This window comes from Nocardia sp. PE-7 (assembly GCF_030486425.1).
In the GTDB taxonomy this organism is placed as follows: Bacteria; Actinomycetota; Actinomycetes; order Mycobacteriales; family Mycobacteriaceae; genus Nocardia; species Nocardia salmonicida_A.
Map to the genome: position 1 here is coordinate 4,068,433 of NZ_CP129614.1, position 18,198 is coordinate 4,086,630.

Below are 18,198 nucleotides of genomic sequence, written 5' to 3' on the forward strand. Positions count from 1 at the left end.
TTCATGCATGCGATCCAGCTTCACGAATTCGGTCCCGCCGAGAATCTCCGCCACGAGTCGATTCCCGATCCGGAACCGGGCGCGGGCCAGGTGCGCATCGCGGTGGCCGCCGCGGGCGTCCATCTGGTCGACACCGCGTTGCGCCGCGGTGAGCCCGGCCCGTTCCCGGTACCCGAGCTGCCCACCGTCCCCGGCCGCGAGGTCGCCGGGGTGGTGGACCGGGTCGGCGACGGCGTCGACGACAGTCTGCTCGGCGCGCGGGTGGTCGCTCACCTGGGCGCCGCCCCGGGTGGCTACGCCGAGCTCGCCGTCACCGAAGCCGAACGGCTGCTGGCCGTTCCGGAGGGGGTGAGCTTCGCCGCGGCGGTCGCGATGGTCGGTACCGGGCGCACCACGCTCGGCATCCTCCAGTTCACCGAACTCGATGCCGACAGCGTCGCGGTGGTGACCGCGGCCGCCGGGGGGATCGGCACGCTGCTGGTCCAGTACGCCACCGCCGTCGGCGCGACGGTGGTCGGGCTGGCCGGTGGACCGGACAAGGTGGCGATGGTGCGCGACAACGGCGCCGACATCGCGGTCGACTACACACTGGCGGATTGGCCGGAGAAGGTGCGGGCCCAGCTGGGCGGACGGACCGCGACCGTCGTCTTCGACGGCGTCGGCGGACCGGTCGCCGACGCGGCTGTCGACCTGCTCGGTCCCGGCGGCACCTACCTGGTCTTCGGCTGGTCCGCCGGTGCCCCGACCCGAGTGGACACCGCCGCTCGCGGCATCAACTCACCGAGCGTGCTCGGTCCACCGATGATCGAGCGTGCAGGTGGCGACCTGCGCATCCTCTCCGAACGTGCTCTCGCCGCCGCGGGCACCGGCCTGTTCCGCCCGGCACTGACCGCATTCCCCCTCGCCGAGGCCGCCGCCGCCCACCGCGCCCTCGAATCCCGTGCCACCACAGGCAAAGTCGTGTTGGTCCCCTGACTGCTTCAGGCCCTGGTGGTGCTGACTCGGCCGGAGTTTCCACCACCAGGGCCTGGTGATCAATCGACCAGATCGCTCGCCGCCGGGCGAGTCGGGCGAATGTCGGACGACACGGTGGTCATCAGTGGTGAAGACTGGACCCATGACCGACGCGCAGCCGTCCGCCGATCGTCGCCTCGCCGCTCAGGCACTGGCCGCGAACGATCCGACCGGATGGTTCGAACCGCTCTACGCCGAGGCCGCGGCGGGGACCTCGGTCGTTCCGTGGGACCGTGCCGAGCCCAATCCGCTGCTGGTCGACTGGCTGCGCAGTGCCTCCCTGCCCCAGTGCGCGAGGGGCCTGGTGATCGGCTGCGGTTACGGCACCGACGCGGAATTCGTTGCCGCCCAAGGTATCCGAACCACCGCGTTCGACGTCTCCCCCAGCGCGATCCGCGGCGCCCGCGCCCGCTTCCCGCATTCGCCCGTCACCTACAAGGTCGCCGATCTGCTCACCCCACCGCCGTCCTGGCGCCACGCCTTCGACCTGGTCATCGAGTCGATCACCATCCAATCCCTGCCCCTGGACGTGCGAGCCCTCGCCATCACCGGCATCCGGGACCTCCTGGCCCCCGGCGCGACCCTGCTCGTCATCGCCGACATCAGCAAGACCCCCGCCACCGTCGGCCCACCCTGGCCACTCACCCGCGCCGACATCGACTCGTTCACCGCCCCCGACCTGACCCAGGTCCGTGTGGAGACCATCCCCCGCGCCGACACATCAGGTCTCAACCGCTGGCGGGCCGAATTCCACCGCCCTGCGCAGTCCGCCGACTGACACTCACAGACGGCTTCCGCCAGGCCGGAACGGTCCAGTACGTTGCCGCCCGCAACACCCATTCCACCGGCCCGTACGGATGACGACTCAGCCACCGGGCGCTGAGCCAGAGCTGGGCGGCGAAGGTGAGCACAGCGATCGCGATGACCGCCGGTGGGGCGAGGTCGTCGGCGAGGGCGAGGCCGTAGCCGGTGTAGACGAGCAACAGCACGATCGACTGGCCGATGTAGTTGGTGGCGGCCATGCGCCCGGCCGGGGCGAGTAGGGCGGTGTAGCGGCCGAGGCGGGCGGACTGTGCTGCCAGCAGGATCGCGGCGATGTAGGCGACCGTCATGGCCGGGTTCACCAGTACTTGGAGGCCGTGGATCACGGCGGGGGCGTTCCACCAGGTCATGGTCTCGGCGAAGGTCATCGCCGAGATCGGCACTCCGAGGCCGAAGCCGATCACGAGTGCGCGAAGTGACCAGCGGCGCAGCGTGTCCGGGTCCGCGAACAGGTTTCGTTTGCCCGCCGCCATGCCGATCAGGAACATCGCCAGGCTCGGCACGCCCTGAATGAACCAGATCAGCAGTAGGAAGACCGGCGCGAGGGCGGTCTGCGCGGAGAACGTCGAGGCGAAGGTGTCGGTGTAGTCGGCGGAGATCGCGGGCAGGTCGACGAACTCGCCGAACGCGAGAAGGCTGTTTTCTCCCGGCAGAAAGCTCCATGCCGACCAGGTCACGTACAGCACCACCCCGACGATCACCGCGGTTCGCGGTCGTAATTTCCGTAGCGCGACGAGAGTCAGGCACAGGATCGCGTACAGGGTGAGGATGTCCCCGATCCACAGTAGGTAGACGTGCACGAGACCGATCACCATCAGCGCGGCGCACCGTCGGAGCAACCGCGCTACCGGCGAAGCCCCCGCACGCTGGGCGGCCGCGATCTGCAACGTGAACGAGTATCCGAACAGGAAGGCGAACAGCAGATAGAACCGGCCGGTGAACAGCGCGTCCACGGTGGCGCGCACCAGCAGATCGACGGTGCCCCCGAAGCGCAGCACCGGGTCCTCGCGCGTGCCGACCACCGACCACAGCGAGGTCGCCACGATCACATTGGTGATCAGAATCCCGAACAGGGCGAACCCGCGCAGGATGTCCACCTCGGCGATACGCGATCCGGATCGCACTGCGGGCGAGCGTATTCCGAGTGCGTCTGCCATGAACCGAGCGTACGCACGCCGACCTGTCGCATTCGTCCACCGTAGGAGCTATTTTCGCCCCCGTCGCGGAGCGATCCCCTATCAGCACTGCGAGGTATTGACACCCGGGCCCGGGTATGGAGCGATCCCTCGACGGGCACTCCCGGCGGCGAACGACCGCCTGAACAGCCCGCGACCGCCACGGTGCCACAATGGAGCACGATCACGCTCGGCAGGTACTCGCAACCACCACGGAGGCGGACATGCAGGCAGTTGTCATCGATGAATTCGGCGAACCGAAGGACGTGCTCACCGCACAGCAGGTGCCGACCCCCGAACCAGGGGAAGGTGAGGTGCGGATCGCGATGTCGCTGTCGCCGATCCACAACCACGATCTGGCGATCATCCGCGGCGTGTACGGCTATCGGCCGCCGCTGCCCGCGATCCCGGGGACCGAGGCCGCCGGTGTCGTCGAGGCGATCGGCCCGGGTGTCGACAGCCTCCAGGTCGGGCAGCGGGTAGCGATCGCGGGCGTGCGCGGGGCCTGGGCGGATTCCTTCGTCGCCCGCGCCGCACAGGCGGTGCCGATGCCGGATTCCGTGTCCGACGAGACCGCCTGCCAACTGCTGGCCATGCCGCTGAGCGCGCTGATGCTGCTCGACGACCTGCAGGTGACGCCCGGTCAGTGGATCGTCGTGAACGCCGCCAACGGCGCGGTCGGTCGACTGCTCAACCTGTTCGCGAAGGAACGCGGCGTGCGGGTGCTGAGCCTGGTCCGCGGCCAGTCCTCGGTGCAGGCGCTCGAACAGCTCGGCTACGGCCCCGTGCTCGATACCGAGTCGGTGGGCTGGCTCGCCACGGGCGCCGACATCACCGGTGGTGAACCGATCGTGCGCGCCGTCGACCAGGTCAGTGGCCCCGCCGCGGGCGATCTGATGGCACTGCTCGCCCCGCGCGGTGAGCTGATCTCCTTCGGCGCGCTGTCGGGCAAGCCGCTGATCATCGACACCGGCGCCGTCATCTTCAAACAGGCTGTGGTGAAAGGGTTCTGGGGCCAGCAGCGCAGCTCCGACATCGACCGCGCCGATTACGCCCGATTGATCACCGAACTCGTCACCCTCGCCGCCGAAGGCACGCTGCGCCTCGATGTCCAGGCCGATTTCGCCCTCGATCAGGCCGCCCAGGCCGCCGTGGTCTCCGAAACCCCCGGTCGCAACGGCAAAGTGGTCCTGCACGCCGGAACTCGTTGATCTCTCGGCCGGGCGGTGCGACGAGGCCGCTCTCGCTCGCCCGCCCGGCCGGACTCTTTCCAGACCCCCAACAGCAGGCGAAATCTCCGCGATCGGCTGTTCCCGCGCGGCGTCAGCGGGCAGGATTCGCCGCATGAGCAGCAGCGACGGTCCACCGCCCAACCCCGACTTCGCACAGCTGGTTCCCAGCGTGGTGCTGTCCATGCCCGCCGCCGCCCACCTGGGTTTCCACTTCGGCAAGGTCGAACTCGGCGATGTCGAGATCGTGCAACCGATCCGCCGCGAACTGACCCAGCACGACGGCTATTTCCAGGGCGGTGTCCTCGGCTCGCTCGCCGATTTCGCGGCCGGTTCGGCCGCGGGCACGCTGTTGCCTGTCGGCTGGGTGAACATGACCATCGACTACACCGTGAAGATTCTCGCGCCCGCGAAAGGCCCGACCGTGGTCGCTCGCGGGCGGGTGATCAAGCCCGGCGCACTGCTCACGATCGCCGCCGCCGATGTGTTCTCGGTGGAGGAGTCCGGCGAAGTCCTGTGTGCCACAGCGCTGGTGACGATGCGCAACGTGCGTCTCGCGGCGGCCTGAGCACCGGGAGCGAGTGATCTCATGCCGATCATCCACGTCGACGGTATTCCGATCGCCGTCACCGACACCGGCACTCCCACAGGTAGACCCGATGCCGCCACCGTGGTCTTCGGTCACGGATTGTTGTTCGGCGGCTGGATGTTTCGCGCCCAACTCGAGGCACTGCGACGCGACTATCGGTGCGTCACCCTCGACTGGCGTGGTCAGGGCGAAACCCCACCCACCGCCGACGGCTACGACATGGACACCCTCACCGCCGACGCGGCGGGTGTGATCCGCGCTCTCGACGTGGGACCTGTGCACTGGGTGGGACTGTCCATGGGCGGCTTCGTCGGTCAGCGACTCGCCGCCAGGCACGGCGACCTGCTGCGCTCGCTGACCCTGCTCGATACCAGCGCGCGAGCCGAGGACCCCACCAAGATCGGCGAATACCACCGTCTCGCATGGGCGCTGCGGTGGTTCGGCATCCGCCCCATCGCGGGCCGGGTGGCCACTCACCTGTTCGGCCCGGCCTTCCGCGCTTCCGACACCGGCAAGGAGGTTGTCCGCGAGTGGTCGCGGCGCCTGACCGGGGTCGACCGCGTCGGTCTGCGCCACGCCGTCCACGGTGTCACCGAACGCGGCGCCGTCGACGACGAACTCGCCGCGATCACCGTCCCCACCCTGATCATCGTCGGTGCCGACGACGCGGCCACCCCGGTTCCGCATGCCCGCCAAATCGCCTCGCTCATCCCGCACGCTCAGCTCCACACGATCCCCGCGTGTGGACATTCGAGTTCCCTCGAACAACCACAGGCCGTCACCGACCTGCTCCACAGCTTTCTGGCCTCGATCGAGTCGAGCACGGAGCCGCACACCACCTGACACGCGGACTGCGTCACGAATTCTCGCTTGCCACAAGGATTTCCGTGCTGTCGTTGTCCAACGTCGATGCGCATCCCGCCCGGCGCGAGTACCGTCGATTCGATGGCCGACCTCACCGCCTCCGCCCCTGTCGAGTCCATCGACGCCGACTTCTTCGACGATCCGCACGCGCGATACCGCCGGTGGCGCGCCGAGGGTCCCGCCCATCGGGTGCGCTTCCCCGACGACGTCGTCCGCTGGGTGGTCGTCGGCTATGCCGAAGCCAGGATCGCGCTCGCCGACCCGCGATTCCGCAAGGATGTCGTCCGGATCGACGCGATCCTGCACAGCAAGCGTGACACCACGGCGTCGGACCCGAACATCGTCGCGCTGCTGAGCCATATGCTCGGCACCGATCCACCCGCGCACACCCGCCTGCGCAAGCTCGTGAACAAGGCTTTCACCAGCCGCCAGGTCGCGTTGCTGCGCCCACGCATCGAACAGATCACCGAGTCGCTGCTCGACGCGATGAGCGAGCGCGACGAGGTGGATCTGATGAGCGAGTTCGCCAATCCCCTTCCGGTGACGGTGATCTGCGAGTTGCTCGGCGTCCCGTTCGAGGATCGCGAGGACTTCCAGGCCTGGACGAAGGCGTTGGTCACCGTGGTCGGTGAGGGCGAGGAGGACGAGCGTCCGGCCGCGTCGGCCGCGATGGTCGGCTATCTCGCGAAACTGGTGCGCACCAAGCAGTCCGAGCCCGCCGAGGATCTGCTGTCGCAGCTGGTGCTCGCCGATGACGAGGGCGATCGGCTCACCGATCATGAACTGGTGTCGATGGCGTTCCTGCTGCTGGTCGCGGGCCACGAGACCACCGTGAACCTCATCGGCAACGGGGTGCTCGCCCTGCTCCGCAACCCCGAACAGTGGCAGGCCCTGCGCGCCGACCACACCGGGGTGCCCGCCGCCGTCGAGGAATTCCTGCGTTTCGACGGCCCGGTGGACATGTCCACCGCCCGCTTCACCGCGGAACCGGTCACCCTGGGCGGGGTCGAGATCCCCGAAGGCGAAATCGTCTACGTCGCCCTCTCGGCGGCCAATCGCGACCCCGCCCGCTTCCCCGCCCCCGACACCCTCGCCACCGACACTCCCACCGCGGGCCACCTCGCCTTCGGCCACGGCATCCACTTCTGCGTCGGCGCCCCCTTGGCCCGCGTAGAGGCCGAAATAGCCTTCACCGCCCTCCTCCACCGCTTCCCCCACCTGACCCTGTCCCCCACCGCCGACCTCCACTGGCAGACCAGCACTCTCATCCGGGGCCTGCTCGAACTACCGGTCCGCCTGCGCTGAGCCCGGCGTCGCCCCCGTTCGCGTCTCGGTAGTGCCGAGACGACTGGACCGATCGACGTTCACTATCGCACCGGCGCGCGCGCCGTAGCGGGCTCGACACTGGGCGCATGGCACGACTGCAGATCGAAGCGGTGTCGAAGAAGTTCGATGCCGAGTACGCGGTGCGCGAGGTGAGTCTCGACATCGCCGATGGTGAATTCATGGTGTTGCTCGGCCCGAGCGGCTGCGGCAAGTCCACGCTGTTGCGGATGATCGCGGGGCTGGAGGAGCCGAGCGCGGGGCGGATTCTCGTGGGTGGCACCGACGTGACGGACGCGGCGCCGCAACGGCGGGATCTGGCGATGGTGTTCCAGAGCTACGCGCTGTATCCGCATCTTTCGGTGGCCAAGAACATCGGGTTTCCGTTGCGGGCCCGGCGCAGGCCGCGGGCGGAGATCGCGCAGCGGGTGGCCGAGGTGTCGACGACGCTGGAGATCTCGGCGCTGCTCGAGCGTCGCCCGGTCGCCCTGTCGGGTGGGCAGCGGCAGCGAGTCGCGCTGGCGCGCGCCATGGTTCGCGATCCCGGCGCGTTCCTGATGGACGAACCACTGTCGAACCTCGACGCGAAACTGCGCAGCGCGACCCGCGCCGAACTGATCGCGCTGCACCAGCGCCTCGGTGCGACCTTCCTCTACGTCACCCACGACCAGGTCGAGGCGATGACGATGGCGACGCGCATCGCACTGCTCAACCAGGGCCGCATCGAACAATGCGGTACCCCCGAGGAGCTCTACGACCGCCCGCGTTCGACCTTCGTCGCCGGTTTCCTCGGTTCGCCCCCGATGAACCTGTTCCCCGCCGTCGTCACTTCGAGCGACGGCCACATGAAGGTGATGGCCGACGGCATCGACGCCGCGCTGGACATCGCCGAGGATTCCGGCGGCGCCACCGCCGTCGTCGCCGGAATCCGTCCGGAACGCCTGCGGATCGACGACACCTCGACCGATGTCCGCGGCCGGGTACGGATGGTGGAGAACCTCGGCAGCGAGGAACTCGTGCACCTCGACTCCGGTCTGTGCGTGCGCGCGGCCCGTCCGGCCGGTGTCCGGGTGGGCGAGGACATCGCCTGCCGCGTGGACCCCGCCGACATCCACCTGTTCGATCCCGACACCGGCCTGCGGCTCACGTGGCAAGCACCCCGGACCCGTTCGGACGCGGCCGTCGACGCGGCCGCTGTTCCCGTCCCCTGATCTCGGCACCACCCCGATGAGGAGTTCCATCATGAAACGCACACTGCCCGCACTGGGCGTGGCGCTCACCACCGCCCTCGCTCTCACCGGCTGCGGCCTCGGCACCACCGAGTCCAGCGATACCACCTCCACCGCGCAGATCCCCGAACTGGCTGCCGACCAGCAGGTTTCGATCGTGTTCGAGTCCTACAGCTACGGCGTGGCCGGCGCCTGGACCGACACGTTCAATGCCCTGATCGCCGACTTCAGCGCCAAGCACCCCAATATCAAGGTCACCGCGCAGAAGCCGCAGGGCAACAGCCCCAACCCGGCGACCGACACCGTCTCCAGCATCCAGAACCAGATGGTGGCGGGCACCCCGCCCGATGTCGCCCAGCTCGGCTTCTCCGATCTGGACTTCACCATCAACCAGCTCAAGGCCAAGCCCCTCGACCAGCTGGTCGGCGCGTCCGCGGTGCAGCAGAACTTCGACGGCGCCCGCCACGCCTACGCGCCGCGCGCCCGCACGCTCGACGACTGGGACGGCCACACCTACGGCGTTCCGTTCGTCTTCTCCACGCCCGTGCTGTACCTGAACGCCTCGCTGTTCACCGAAGCCGGTCTCGATCCCGCCAAGCCCCCGACCACCTGGGACGAGGTCACCGCCGCCGCGAAGGCGATCGCCGACCGCACCGGCAAGGGCGGGGTCTACATCGACTGCCTGACCAAGACCGCCAAGGACTGGTGCTTCCAGTCGCTGGTGCGCTCGAACGGCGGTCGCGTGATCTCCGAAGACCGCAACTCCCTCACCTTCGCCGACGCGCCCGCCGTCGAGGTCACCAAGATGGCACAGAACCTCGTGAACACCGGCAGCATGCCCAAGCTCAACCAGAAGCAGGGCTACGAGGCGTTCGGCCGCGGCGAGATCGGCATGATGCTCGAAACCAGCGCGCTGCAGAGCATTTTCGTCACCGGCTCCAAGGGCAAGTGGGACCTGCGTTCGGCGCCGATGCCCGGCTTCGGCGCCAAGCCGGCCGTTCCGACCAATTCCGGTGCGGGCCTGCACATCCTGTCCAACGATCCGGCCAAGCAGCGGGCCGCGTGGGAACTGATCAAGCACCTCACCAGCGAGGATTCCTACAAGAAGATCGCGCAGAACATCGGCTACCTGCCGCTGCGTACCGGGCTGCTCGAAGAGGCCGGCGGTCTGAAGGAATGGGCCGATCAGAACCCGCTGCTGCGCCCGAACGTGGCGCAGCTGGCCGCCATGGAGCCGTGGGTTTCCATGCCGGGCAACAACTACCTGCAGATGCGTGACGGCATGATGGACGCCGTCGAAGCCGTCGTGTTCCAGGGCGCCGACCCGCAGTCGACCCTCACCGCCGCCCGCACCGCGGGCACCGAACTCATGCCGAAGTCATGAGCGAACTCACGATCGTCCAGATCACCGACACCCACCTGCGGCCCGAGGGCGAACTGCTCCACGGCGTCGACACCGCCGCCAACCTGACGGTGGTGCTCGACCGGTTGCGCGAATTCGGGCAGCGCGTCGACGTGCTGATCTTCTCCGGCGATCTCAGCGACAACGGATCACCCGAGGCCTACCGGCGGCTGCGGGCCGCCGTCGAGCCCGTCGCGGCCGAGCTCGGCGCCGAGATCGTCTACGCGATGGGCAATCACGACGAACGCACCGCCTTCGGCGTCGAATTGCTCGACCGCGACACGGTGGACCCCGATCTCCCGCACGACCAGTGCGTCGAGGTCGCGGGAGTGCGGATCGTCGTGCTGGACAGCACCACGCCGTTCCAGCACGACGGCAAGCTCGAGCCGGAGCAGCTGGCCTGGCTGGCGGGGGTTCTGCGCACCCCCGCCCCGCACGGCACCGTGCTGGTGGTGCACCATCCGCCGCTGCGCTCGCCGCTGGCCACCCTCGACTTCCTCCGGCTCAAAGATGCCGAACAGTTGGCCGAGGTCGTCGCGGGCACCGATGTCCGGATGATCCTGTGCGGACACAACCACCTCACCGGCGCGTCGGCGCTGGCCGGGATCCCGGTGTGGATCGGTCCCGCGATGGCCTACCGGGTGGACGCGATGGCACCGGCGGGCAGGCACCGTGGGTTCGTCGGATTCGGGTACAGCCGCATCGACGTCATCGAATCGACGGTGCTGGCCACCGCGATCGACGCCGCCCCGGCGCCCACGGTCTACGACCGACCGGAATCGGAGATGCTCGAGCAGATCGCCGCGATCGTCGCCGCCAGGGCGGCGGTGCGGTAGATGTTCGTCATCGATGCGCCGGCCTCGCCGACACCGCCGGTCGCGGCGAAGCCGGTGCGCCGCCCACTCACCCGACGCCGGGTGGCCCGGTTCGTCGCGCCGTATCTCTATCTGAGTCCGGCGCTGTTCCTGCTGGTCGTGTGGACCTATCAACCGCTGGCGCAGGCCCTGCAACTGTCCACGTACTCGTGGAACCTGCTGCCGACGGCCCCGATGACACCGGTCGGTACCGCGAATTACGAACGGCTACTGGATCTTCCGGCGTTCTGGGGCGCTCTCGGTCGTACCGGGACACTGATCCTGGGTCTGCTGCCGTTCACGGTGGTCCTGCCGGTCGTCATCGCGATGGCGAGCAGGCGGGTCACCGGCCGGGCGCGCACGATCTATCAGGCACTGGTGTTCGCGCCGTTCCTGGTCGCGCCGGTCGCGGCCGCCGCGGTATGGCGCTGGTTGCTGCATCCGGGGACGGGTTTTCTCGCCCAGGTCACCGGTTCCGACCGCAACTGGGTGTACGAGACCGCGACCGCGCAGGGCGTGATCATCGCGATCACCGCCTGGCACCTGATCGGCTTCGCGGTCCTCGTGGTGTGGGCTGGCCTGGCCGGAATCAGCGGCGACTACGACGAAGCGGCCAGGGTCGACGGCGCCTCACCGGGGCAGATCCGGCGCTGGATCACGCTGCCGCTGCTCTCGCCCACCGTGCTGTTCCTGGTCCTCACGACCGTACTGCTCAGTCCCACTCTGACTTTCCCGCTCATCGACTCGATGACCCAGGGCGGTCCGGCGCAGGCCACCACCAATATCTACTACCTGCTCTGGGACTACGCCTTCCACAGTTTCGACGCCGGTCTGAGTGCCGCGGCCGGTGTGCTGCTGTTCTTCGGCTTCGGTCTGGTGGCCGCACTGCTGGTCTGGATTTCGGAAAAGGTTGCTGTCCATGACGATTGAACGACTGCGCGGGGTGGGCAGCCATCTGCTGCTCGCCGCGACGGCACTGGTGTGCGTGTTCCCGATCTACTGGCTGTTCGCGACGTCGCTGCGCAGACCAGAAGACGTCACCTCGCTCTCCCCGATCCCGTGGCCGCTGTCGACGGCCAACTACCTCGACGCGGCGCAGAAGGTCGACATCGCCGGTCTGATCGCCAATACGTTCTTCGTCGCGGTGCTCTCGGCGGCGGGCCAGCTCCTCATCGCGCTGCTGGCCTCCTACGCGTTCGCCATCTACACGTTCCCGCTGCAGAACCTGCTGTATCTGGCGTTCGTCGGGGTGTGGCTGGTGCCGTTCCAGGTGACGATGCTGCCCAACTACATCCTGCTCAACCAGCTGGGCCTGATCAACACCCTGATCGGTGTCGTGCTGCCGACGCTGTGTTCGGCGCTGGCGGTACTGCTGCTCCGCCAGCACATGTCCGCGTTCCCGAAGGACCTCATCGCGGCCGCGAAGATCGACGGGCGTTCATCGTGGTCGATCCTGTGGACCGTGGTGGTGCCGAATCTGCGGCCCGCACTCGCCGCGCTCGGCATCCTGCTGTTCATCAACGCGTGGAACGAGTACTTCTGGCCCGCGGTCGTCCTGCGTCAGTCCAACAGCGTCCTGCAGCTCGGACTGCGTAGTTTCATGGGCACCGAAGGCGATCAGTGGGGGCCGATGATGGCGCTGGCCGGCCTCGCCTGCCTGCCGGTGCTGCTGCTGTACCTGGTGCTGCAGCGCCACATCGTCAACGCGTTCGTGCGGTCGGGGTTGAAGTGAGCGACGACCTCACCCCGTCAGAACCTGGTCGTCGTCCAGGGCAGGCGCCGTGGACGCGAGGCAATCCAGAAACATCGCCACCGCCGGATTCTGCTCGTCGGCCCGCCACACCACGTGCAGATCCAGGGTCGGGACCGGATCGACCAGTTTCAGTGCCACCGCGTCGGTGCTCGCGGTGCCCATCCCCGCCGACACCGCCCGTGGCAGCGAGGCGAACCCGACCAGCGGGCGCACCGACACGATGTGGGCGGTGGCGCCCGGATCATCGGCGATATGGGTGATGTTCAACGAGATCCGAGTCTGCGCGGCCGAGCGCAGGATCGTGTCGTACATCGCCGGGCACTGATCCCGCGCGAACAGCACGCACTCCTGATCGCGCAGTTCGGCGAACGGCACATGCGAGCGGTGGGCCCACCGGTGCTGTCGGCCGACCACCGCCACCAGCGGGATCCGGTGCAGCAGACGACGGTACCGGAAATCGGCGGTGCTCGGGTGGCCGTAGACCATGGCCAGGTCGAGGGACCCGTCGGCCAGGGCGGCCAGCTGCGGCCCGGTTCGCTTCTCCCACAGCGACACCGAGATGCCGGGGTGGCGGTCGGTCAGCTGGGCCAGCGCCTCGGGCAGCACGTGTTTGCTGGCGGGCAGGTTGTAGCCGATGTTCAGGCTGCCCGCGCGCCCGGCGGCGGTGGCCTTCGCCGCCTTGGCGGCCCGGTCGAGCTGGGCGACGATCTGGCGGGCCTGCAGTTCGAATTCCCGGCCCGCGGGCGTCAGGCGCACCTCGTGCGAATTGCGCGCGACCAGCTGCACCTCCAGGGATTTCTCCAGCTTCTGCAGCTGGGCGCTCAGGCTCGGCTGGGTCAGATGCAGACGTTGCGCCGCGCGCCCGAAATGCAATTCCTCGGCGAGCGCGATGAACGAGACGAGATGACGGAATTCCATGACGGCGGCTCCTGAAGTCGAACACTCCCACGCTAGCGGCAGCGAACAACACCCTCATGAATCCCCGACGCCCGGCAATGACCATCCGCATTGCCGGGCGGTGAAGATCAGGAATTCGGACCGCTCACCACTGCGTACGCGAAGCCGTCCCAGCACAATGAAAGGTCAGGAATTCGGACCGTTCACCACTGCGTAGGCGAAGCCGTCCCAGCCCTTCGCACCGACGGTCTGGATGACAGTCGCATCCACGCTCGGTTCGGCGGCGAGCAATTCGATCAGGTCGCGGCTGGCCCGCGCGTTCGGGTCCTCGGTCTGCTCGTCGGCCACAGCGCCCGCGCGCACCACATTGTCGACGATGATCACCGAGCCCGGATGGGTCAGGCGCAGCGCCCACTGGACGTAATTGGAGTTGTTCACCTTGTCGGCGTCGATGAAGACCAGATCGAACGGCTCGGTCAGATCCTCGGCGACGCCGGGCAGGGTGTCCAGGGCAGCGCCGACCACGATCTCGACACGATCGCCCACCCCGGCACGGTCCAGGTTCTCCCGCGCGACCTTCGCGTGGCGCGGTTCGAATTCGAGGGTGACGACGAGGCCGCCCTCGCCGACCGCCCGTGCCAGCCACTCGGTGCTGTACCCGCCGAGCGTGCCGATCTCGAGCACCCGGCGCGCTTTCGCGGTGCGGGCCAACAGGTTCAGCAATTTGCCCTGGGGCGGGGAGACATCGATGGCAGGCAGTCCCGCGTCGGCGTTGGCGGTGAGCGCGGGCACGCCCTCGTCACCCACGAGGGTGGTGACGATATAGCTGTCGACATCGGTCCAATCGTTGGTCGTCATATCGGCAGTCTGCCACCGAGCGCGACCCGGCACCGGCTTCCGCGACGAGCCCGGCCGCTACTTCGCGGTCTCGACCTCGGTGACTCCCCGGATGATCTTCACCGCGCTCTGGGCCAGCATCTTCGCGTCGATCAATGCCTGAGACAGTTCCATCAGCATCTGCGAGACCGTCATCGTGGCCAGCGAGATGTCGAACAGCGCCCGAGCGATCAGTGCGGGAGTGGCCGTACCCGCGGAAGCGATCAACAGCGCGGTCATCTCGGCGAGCATGCCGGCAAGATTGCTCAGGATCTCGACCACGATCTCCCTCACCGTCTCGACGATGCCCTTCATCGCCTTGTTGCACTCCGCCAGTACCTCGGCGACGGCGGCTTTCTCGGCGATCTTGCCCGTCAGTTCTGTCGCGGCGGCCCGGTAGGCGTCGGCGGTGTCGCCTGCCCATGCACCGATTCCGCTGTCGAGCGCGGTGGCCCACTGCTCTGCGGTCGTCGTCAGATGCTTGGCGATCTTGGCCCACGAATCCGAATACGCCTGCACCATGTCCGGGCTGCCGGTGATCGATTCCAGCGATTTTCGCACCGGTTCGACGTGCTCGAGCATCCAGCTCATCAGCTGCGCGCCGATGAAGTTGAACGGATCGAACTTCGCCAGCGTCGAGGTGCCCTTGATCGCCTTGCTGAACATCGACACCGTCGACGCCCAATCACCTGCGGTACCGGCCGCTTTGGAGATGGCGCCGACCTTGTCCATGACCGCTCCGTCGCCGGTCATCGCCTGGTAGAGCCCTAGGCCGTTCTCCCAGGTGTCGCCCTGGAGCGTGCCCTTCATGAACCCGGCGTCGGGCTCGTCCCCACCCGTCGGTAGGCCCACATTATTGAAAAGGAAGTTGCTTTCCTGGTAGTAGGTGTCCCTGTAGTCGACGCCCTCTGTGAGCAGGTCGTTCTTCGGTGCTTCGCCGTCGTCGAAGGTACTCACCGTGCCCGGCAGGATCGTGTTCTCGTTGAGGAACGTGCCCGCCGCGTTGGGTCCGTCGGCCATGGTCAGACGTTCCTTTCGATCTCGGCTGTCTTGCCCGCCAGATCGCCCGCCCTGGTGGCGTCACACGTTTCGAAAGTGTCCGCGGCGGTTCGTAGTTTGCCGGGCATCTCCGCGGTCAGGGTATCGAGCTGCGCCAGCGCCTCGGTGATCTCGTCGTGGAGCGCATTCAGGGTGCTCACCGCGTACGGCTTCACGAGCAGGCCGTAACCGTCGTCGGCATGGGCCAGATAGTTGGCCGCCTCGAGCGCCTCGGCGACCCCGCCGGACACGCCGTCCACCGAGCAGGCTTGCGCCCTGATCGCATCCAGGTTCACATTCACCAGACTGGTCACGCAGAATCCCTCCTCCGGCGAACTCGGTCGAGTCCGCAGCTCTCGATCTAGTTGGACGCGCCCCGACCCCGTTCGGTTCCCTCGGATGTGTGCCGGGTTGTTGCGGTGGCTACTGCAACCAGGATTTGCGCTGGTAGAACAAGTCCTCGTCGGTCGGCTCCTCGGGCGCCACCACCCGGTCACGGTCGGGTTTACGGGTCGCGGGAGCGTCGGGCTCGGACGGCCACGGTGTCGCGGGGGCGGCCGGTGCGGCGGGCGGGGGCGGCGGGACGGGCGAGGACGAGGTCGGGTCGAGGTCGGGGAACCGATCGCTGTACTGGCCGACGATGGCCTCCCCTGCCTCGTCGGTGCCGACCGTGTCATGGACCAAGCCGGTGACCTGGTCACGCAAGCGCGCCTGCGCGCGATGCGTGCAGGCCATGAGTTCGGTCGCCACGGCGGTGGGATCCATGCCGCGCACCGCGGCGGCCAGGGTGATCGCGGTAGTCGATCCGTTGGCGTCCACGGTGACGCTGATCCGGCCGTCGGCCGAGGTATCGGTGACGCTCACCGAGGTCATCTTGGCGTGCAGCTCCTGGTAACGCTGCGCTTTCTGTTCCAGATCCTCCGCCCAGCGCGAGAGCTCCGCGGCGGCGTTGTTCAGGTCGTCCATGCTGTGTTTCCCCTCCCGCCGGATCCCCGGCGCTCTGCGGCGGAAGGCGTGCCGACACCCCCCGCTCGGATCGCGACGAGCCTAGCCCACCCCGGCGCCGGTTCAGAAAAGGAAGTAGCGCTGGGCCATCGGGAGTTCGGTGGCGGGTTGTTCGGCCCAGACTTCGCCGTCGATGCGGACAGTGAAGGTGTCGGGGTCCACTTCGATGCGGGGCATGGCGTCGTTGTGGGGCATGTCGGCCTTGGTGACGCGGCGAGCGTTCTTGACCGGCACCAGCTTTCGGCGCACGTTCAAGCGGTTCGCGAGGCCGTCGTCGATGGCCTGTTCGGAGACGAAGTGCAGCGAGGTGGCCGCGGCGGCGGGGGCCGCGGCGCCGAACATCGGGCGCGGCAGTACCGGCTGCGGGGTGGGGATCGAGGCGTTGGCGTCGCCCATCGCGGCCCAGGCGATCATGCCGCCCTTGAGGACGGCGTGCGGGCGGACACCGAAGAACGCGGGCTCCCACAGCACCAGGTCGGCGAGTTTGCCGACTTCGATCGAACCGATCTCGTCGTCGAGACCGTGCGAAACCGCCGGGCAGATCGTGTATTTGGCGATGTAGCGCTGCACGCGGGCGTTGTCGGCCGCACCGTCGCCGGGCAGGGCGCCGCGACGGCGCTTCATCACGTGGGCGGTCTGCCAGGTGCGCATCACCACCTCGCCGATGCGGCCCATCGCCTGGGAGTCCGAGCCGATCATGGAGATGGCGCCCAGGTCGTGCAGAAGGTCTTCGGCGGCGATGGTGGACGGGCGGATCCGTGATTCGGCGAAGGCCAGGTCCTCGGGGATCGACGGACTCAGGTGGTGACACACCATGAGCATGTCGAGGTGCTCGTCGAGGGTGTTGACGGTGTGCGGCCGTGTGGGGTTGGTGGAGCTGGGCAGCACGTTCAGATGCGATGCGACAGTGATGATGTCGGGCGCGTGGCCACCGCCCGCACCCTCCGTGTGGTAGGCGTGGATGCCGCGCCCGGCGATGGCCGCGAGGGTGTCCTCGACGAAGCCGGCCTCGTTCAGCGTGTCCGAGTGTAACGCCACCTGCACGCCCGCCGCGTCGGCGACAGTGAGGCACGCATCGATCGCCGCGGGGGTGGAACCCCAGTCCTCGTGCAGCTTGAAACCCGATGCGCCGCCACGCAATTGCTCCCACATCGATTCCTGGCTGACCGTGTTGCCCTTGCCGAGCAGCACGATGTTCATCGGCCAGTGATCCAGCGATTCCAGCATCCGCGCCAGATGCCAGGAGCCCGGCGTGACGGTGGTGGCCTTGGAACCCTCGGCGGGGCCGGTGCCGCCGCCGATGAGCGTGGTGATGCCGCCGCCGAGCGCTTCGTCCATCAGCTGCGGGCAGATGAAGTGGACGTGGCAGTCGATGGCGCCTGCCGTGAGAATGCGGCCGTTACCGGCGATGATCTCGGTCGACGGACCGACGACCAGGTCCCGGTGCACGCCCGACATCGTGTCGGGATTACCGGCCTTGCCGATGCCGCAGATCCGGCCGTCGCGGATACCCACGTCGGCCTTGATGATGCCCCAGTGGTCGATGATGACGACACCGGTGATGACGGTGTCGGGGGCGCCGTCGGCGCGAGTGGCGCGCGACTGCCCCATCGACTCGCGCAGTACTTTGCCGCCGCCGAACACCGCTTCCTCACCGGCCAGACCCGGTCCGCCACTGCGGTCTTCGGTGATCTCGATGAGCAGGTCGGTGTCGGCCAGGCGAATACGGTCGCCGGTGGTCGGCCCGAACAGTTCGGCATAGCGGGCGCGGCTCAGTTCGGTCATCGACTCTCTTCCGGACGTCGCGGTGAAGTATCTGCATCCAACTGCCCCGGCGGGTTCATGCTGATGCCGTGGACCTCCCGGGTTCCGCCGAGCGGAACCAGCGAGATCCGCTGCGGCAGACCGGGTTCGAAACGCACTGCGGTACCGGCCGGAATATCGAGCCGGTGCCCGTAGGCGGCCTCGCGGTCGAACTCCAGCGCGGCGTTGGCCTGGGGGAAATGCACATGACTGCCCACCTGCACGGGACGGTCACCGGTATTGACCACCTCGAGCTGGACGCGCACCGCGCCCGCGTTCAGCTCGATCGTGCCCTCGGCACAGAGATATTCGCCGGGAATCATGC

General features: G+C 68.1%; 19 protein-coding genes. 11 read left to right on the forward strand and 8 right to left on the reverse strand.

What is annotated here, in order from left to right; genetic code table 11:
• Nucleotides 1-3: 3 nt before the first annotated feature.
• Together QX204_RS19215 and QX204_RS19220 are read left to right on the forward strand one after the other, a co-directional pair.
• A complete protein-coding gene (locus QX204_RS19215; RefSeq protein ID WP_301901182.1) occupies nucleotides 4-975 on the forward strand; it encodes a zinc-binding dehydrogenase in 972 nt (323 codons plus the stop codon).
• A 142-nt stretch (nucleotides 976-1,117) separates the two neighbouring features.
• Nucleotides 1,118-1,792 carry a class I SAM-dependent methyltransferase gene (locus QX204_RS19220; RefSeq protein ID WP_301901183.1) on the forward strand — a complete coding sequence of 225 codons (675 nt, stop codon included), beginning with the start codon at nucleotides 1,118-1,120 and terminating at the stop codon, nucleotides 1,790-1,792.
• Here the strand turns inward: QX204_RS19220 and QX204_RS19225 are convergent.
• Nucleotides 1,743-2,993: a DUF418 domain-containing protein gene (locus QX204_RS19225; protein ID WP_301901185.1), complete on the reverse strand. Its 1,251-nt coding sequence runs from the start codon at nucleotides 2,991-2,993 to the stop codon at nucleotides 1,743-1,745. The two genes, QX204_RS19220 and QX204_RS19225, sit on opposite strands and share 50 nt — an antisense overlap.
• Nucleotides 2,994-3,235: 242 nt before the next feature.
• Between QX204_RS19225 and QX204_RS19230 the strand changes: the two genes are divergently transcribed.
• From QX204_RS19230 to QX204_RS19270, 9 genes are all read left to right on the forward strand, one after another.
• Nucleotides 3,236-4,222, forward strand: coding sequence for a zinc-binding dehydrogenase (locus QX204_RS19230; RefSeq protein ID WP_301901186.1), 987 nt, complete (start codon nucleotides 3,236-3,238; stop codon nucleotides 4,220-4,222).
• Nucleotides 4,223-4,355: 133 nt separating this feature from the next.
• Nucleotides 4,356-4,808, forward strand: coding sequence for a PaaI family thioesterase (locus QX204_RS19235; RefSeq protein WP_301901188.1), 453 nt, complete (start codon nucleotides 4,356-4,358; stop codon nucleotides 4,806-4,808).
• A gap of 21 nt (nucleotides 4,809-4,829) precedes the next feature.
• Complete coding sequence (locus tag QX204_RS19240; RefSeq protein ID WP_301901189.1) at nucleotides 4,830-5,672, forward strand: alpha/beta fold hydrolase; 843 nt, start codon at nucleotides 4,830-4,832, stop codon at nucleotides 5,670-5,672.
• Between the two features lie 102 nt (nucleotides 5,673-5,774).
• Nucleotides 5,775-6,998 (forward strand): cytochrome P450 family protein, encoded by a 1,224-nt coding sequence (locus QX204_RS19245; RefSeq protein ID WP_301901190.1) that lies wholly within the window; start codon nucleotides 5,775-5,777, stop codon nucleotides 6,996-6,998.
• A gap of 107 nt (nucleotides 6,999-7,105) precedes the next feature.
• On the forward strand, nucleotides 7,106-8,227 hold the full coding sequence (locus QX204_RS19250) for an ABC transporter ATP-binding protein (RefSeq protein WP_301901192.1): 1,122 nt from the start codon (nucleotides 7,106-7,108) through the stop codon (nucleotides 8,225-8,227).
• A 31-nt stretch (nucleotides 8,228-8,258) separates the two neighbouring features.
• Entirely contained in the window at nucleotides 8,259-9,629 is a 1,371-nt protein-coding gene (locus tag QX204_RS19255) for an ABC transporter substrate-binding protein (protein WP_301901194.1), read from the forward strand.
• Nucleotides 9,626-10,483: a metallophosphoesterase gene (locus tag QX204_RS19260; RefSeq protein ID WP_301901195.1), complete on the forward strand. Its 858-nt coding sequence runs from the start codon at nucleotides 9,626-9,628 to the stop codon at nucleotides 10,481-10,483. The genes QX204_RS19255 and QX204_RS19260 overlap by 4 nt, the downstream gene beginning before the upstream one ends.
• Nucleotides 10,484-11,431, forward strand: a complete 948-nt coding sequence (locus tag QX204_RS19265) for a carbohydrate ABC transporter permease (RefSeq protein ID WP_301901196.1) — start codon at nucleotides 10,484-10,486, stop codon at nucleotides 11,429-11,431.
• Nucleotides 11,421-12,233 carry a carbohydrate ABC transporter permease gene (locus QX204_RS19270; protein ID WP_301901197.1) on the forward strand — a complete coding sequence of 271 codons (813 nt, stop codon included), beginning with the start codon at nucleotides 11,421-11,423 and terminating at the stop codon, nucleotides 12,231-12,233. Before QX204_RS19265 ends, QX204_RS19270 begins: the two co-directional genes overlap by 11 nt.
• Nucleotides 12,234-12,242: 9 nt before the next feature.
• Here the strand turns inward: QX204_RS19270 and QX204_RS19275 are convergent, their stop codons facing one another.
• The 7 genes from QX204_RS19275 to QX204_RS19305 all read right to left on the reverse strand — a co-directional run bounded on the left by QX204_RS19275 (nucleotide 12,243) and on the right by QX204_RS19305 (nucleotide 18,196).
• Nucleotides 12,243-13,172, reverse strand: coding sequence for a LysR family transcriptional regulator (locus tag QX204_RS19275; protein WP_301901198.1), 930 nt, complete (start codon nucleotides 13,170-13,172; stop codon nucleotides 12,243-12,245).
• Nucleotides 13,173-13,337: 165 nt separating this feature from the next.
• Complete coding sequence (locus QX204_RS19280) at nucleotides 13,338-14,009, reverse strand: O-methyltransferase (RefSeq protein ID WP_301901200.1); 672 nt, start codon at nucleotides 14,007-14,009, stop codon at nucleotides 13,338-13,340.
• Between the two features lie 57 nt (nucleotides 14,010-14,066).
• Complete coding sequence (locus tag QX204_RS19285; RefSeq protein WP_301901202.1) at nucleotides 14,067-15,047, reverse strand: WXG100 family type VII secretion target; 981 nt, start codon at nucleotides 15,045-15,047, stop codon at nucleotides 14,067-14,069.
• Between the two features lie 2 nt (nucleotides 15,048-15,049).
• Nucleotides 15,050-15,379 (reverse strand): type VII secretion target, encoded by a 330-nt coding sequence (locus tag QX204_RS19290; RefSeq protein ID WP_301901204.1) that lies wholly within the window; start codon nucleotides 15,377-15,379, stop codon nucleotides 15,050-15,052.
• A gap of 109 nt (nucleotides 15,380-15,488) precedes the next feature.
• Complete coding sequence (locus QX204_RS19295) at nucleotides 15,489-16,031, reverse strand: YbaB/EbfC family nucleoid-associated protein (protein WP_301901206.1); 543 nt, start codon at nucleotides 16,029-16,031, stop codon at nucleotides 15,489-15,491.
• Nucleotides 16,032-16,133: 102 nt separating this feature from the next.
• On the reverse strand, nucleotides 16,134-17,855 hold the full coding sequence (locus QX204_RS19300) for an urease subunit alpha (RefSeq protein WP_301901208.1): 1,722 nt from the start codon (nucleotides 17,853-17,855) through the stop codon (nucleotides 16,134-16,136).
• On the reverse strand, nucleotides 17,852-18,196 hold the full coding sequence (locus QX204_RS19305) for an urease subunit beta (protein WP_301901210.1): 345 nt from the start codon (nucleotides 18,194-18,196) through the stop codon (nucleotides 17,852-17,854). The genes QX204_RS19300 and QX204_RS19305 overlap by 4 nt, the downstream gene beginning before the upstream one ends.
• Between the last annotated feature and the right edge of the window lie 2 nt (nucleotides 18,197-18,198).

Coding starts and splice junctions, on each gene's coding strand:
- QX204_RS19215 (WP_301901182.1), top strand. CDS start 4: ATGCATGCGATCCAGCTTCACGAATTCGGTCCCGCCGAGAATCTCCGC.
- QX204_RS19220 (WP_301901183.1), top strand. CDS start 1,118: ATGACCGACGCGCAGCCGTCCGCCGATCGTCGCCTCGCCGCTCAGGCA.
- QX204_RS19225 (WP_301901185.1), bottom strand. CDS start 2,993: ATGGCAGACGCACTCGGAATACGCTCGCCCGCAGTGCGATCCGGATCG.
- QX204_RS19230 (WP_301901186.1), top strand. CDS start 3,236: ATGCAGGCAGTTGTCATCGATGAATTCGGCGAACCGAAGGACGTGCTC.
- QX204_RS19235 (WP_301901188.1), top strand. CDS start 4,356: ATGAGCAGCAGCGACGGTCCACCGCCCAACCCCGACTTCGCACAGCTG.
- QX204_RS19240 (WP_301901189.1), top strand. CDS start 4,830: ATGCCGATCATCCACGTCGACGGTATTCCGATCGCCGTCACCGACACC.
- QX204_RS19245 (WP_301901190.1), top strand. CDS start 5,775: ATGGCCGACCTCACCGCCTCCGCCCCTGTCGAGTCCATCGACGCCGAC.
- QX204_RS19250 (WP_301901192.1), top strand. CDS start 7,106: ATGGCACGACTGCAGATCGAAGCGGTGTCGAAGAAGTTCGATGCCGAG.
- QX204_RS19255 (WP_301901194.1), top strand. CDS start 8,259: ATGAAACGCACACTGCCCGCACTGGGCGTGGCGCTCACCACCGCCCTC.
- QX204_RS19260 (WP_301901195.1), top strand. CDS start 9,626: ATGAGCGAACTCACGATCGTCCAGATCACCGACACCCACCTGCGGCCC.
- QX204_RS19265 (WP_301901196.1), top strand. CDS start 10,484: ATGTTCGTCATCGATGCGCCGGCCTCGCCGACACCGCCGGTCGCGGCG.
- QX204_RS19270 (WP_301901197.1), top strand. CDS start 11,421: ATGACGATTGAACGACTGCGCGGGGTGGGCAGCCATCTGCTGCTCGCC.
- QX204_RS19275 (WP_301901198.1), bottom strand. CDS start 13,172: ATGGAATTCCGTCATCTCGTCTCGTTCATCGCGCTCGCCGAGGAATTG.
- QX204_RS19280 (WP_301901200.1), bottom strand. CDS start 14,009: ATGACGACCAACGATTGGACCGATGTCGACAGCTATATCGTCACCACC.
- QX204_RS19285 (WP_301901202.1), bottom strand. CDS start 15,047: ATGGCCGACGGACCCAACGCGGCGGGCACGTTCCTCAACGAGAACACG.
- QX204_RS19295 (WP_301901206.1), bottom strand. CDS start 16,031: ATGGACGACCTGAACAACGCCGCCGCGGAGCTCTCGCGCTGGGCGGAG.
- QX204_RS19300 (WP_301901208.1), bottom strand. CDS start 17,855: ATGACCGAACTGAGCCGCGCCCGCTATGCCGAACTGTTCGGGCCGACC.
- QX204_RS19305 (WP_301901210.1), bottom strand. CDS start 18,196: ATGATTCCCGGCGAATATCTCTGTGCCGAGGGCACGATCGAGCTGAAC.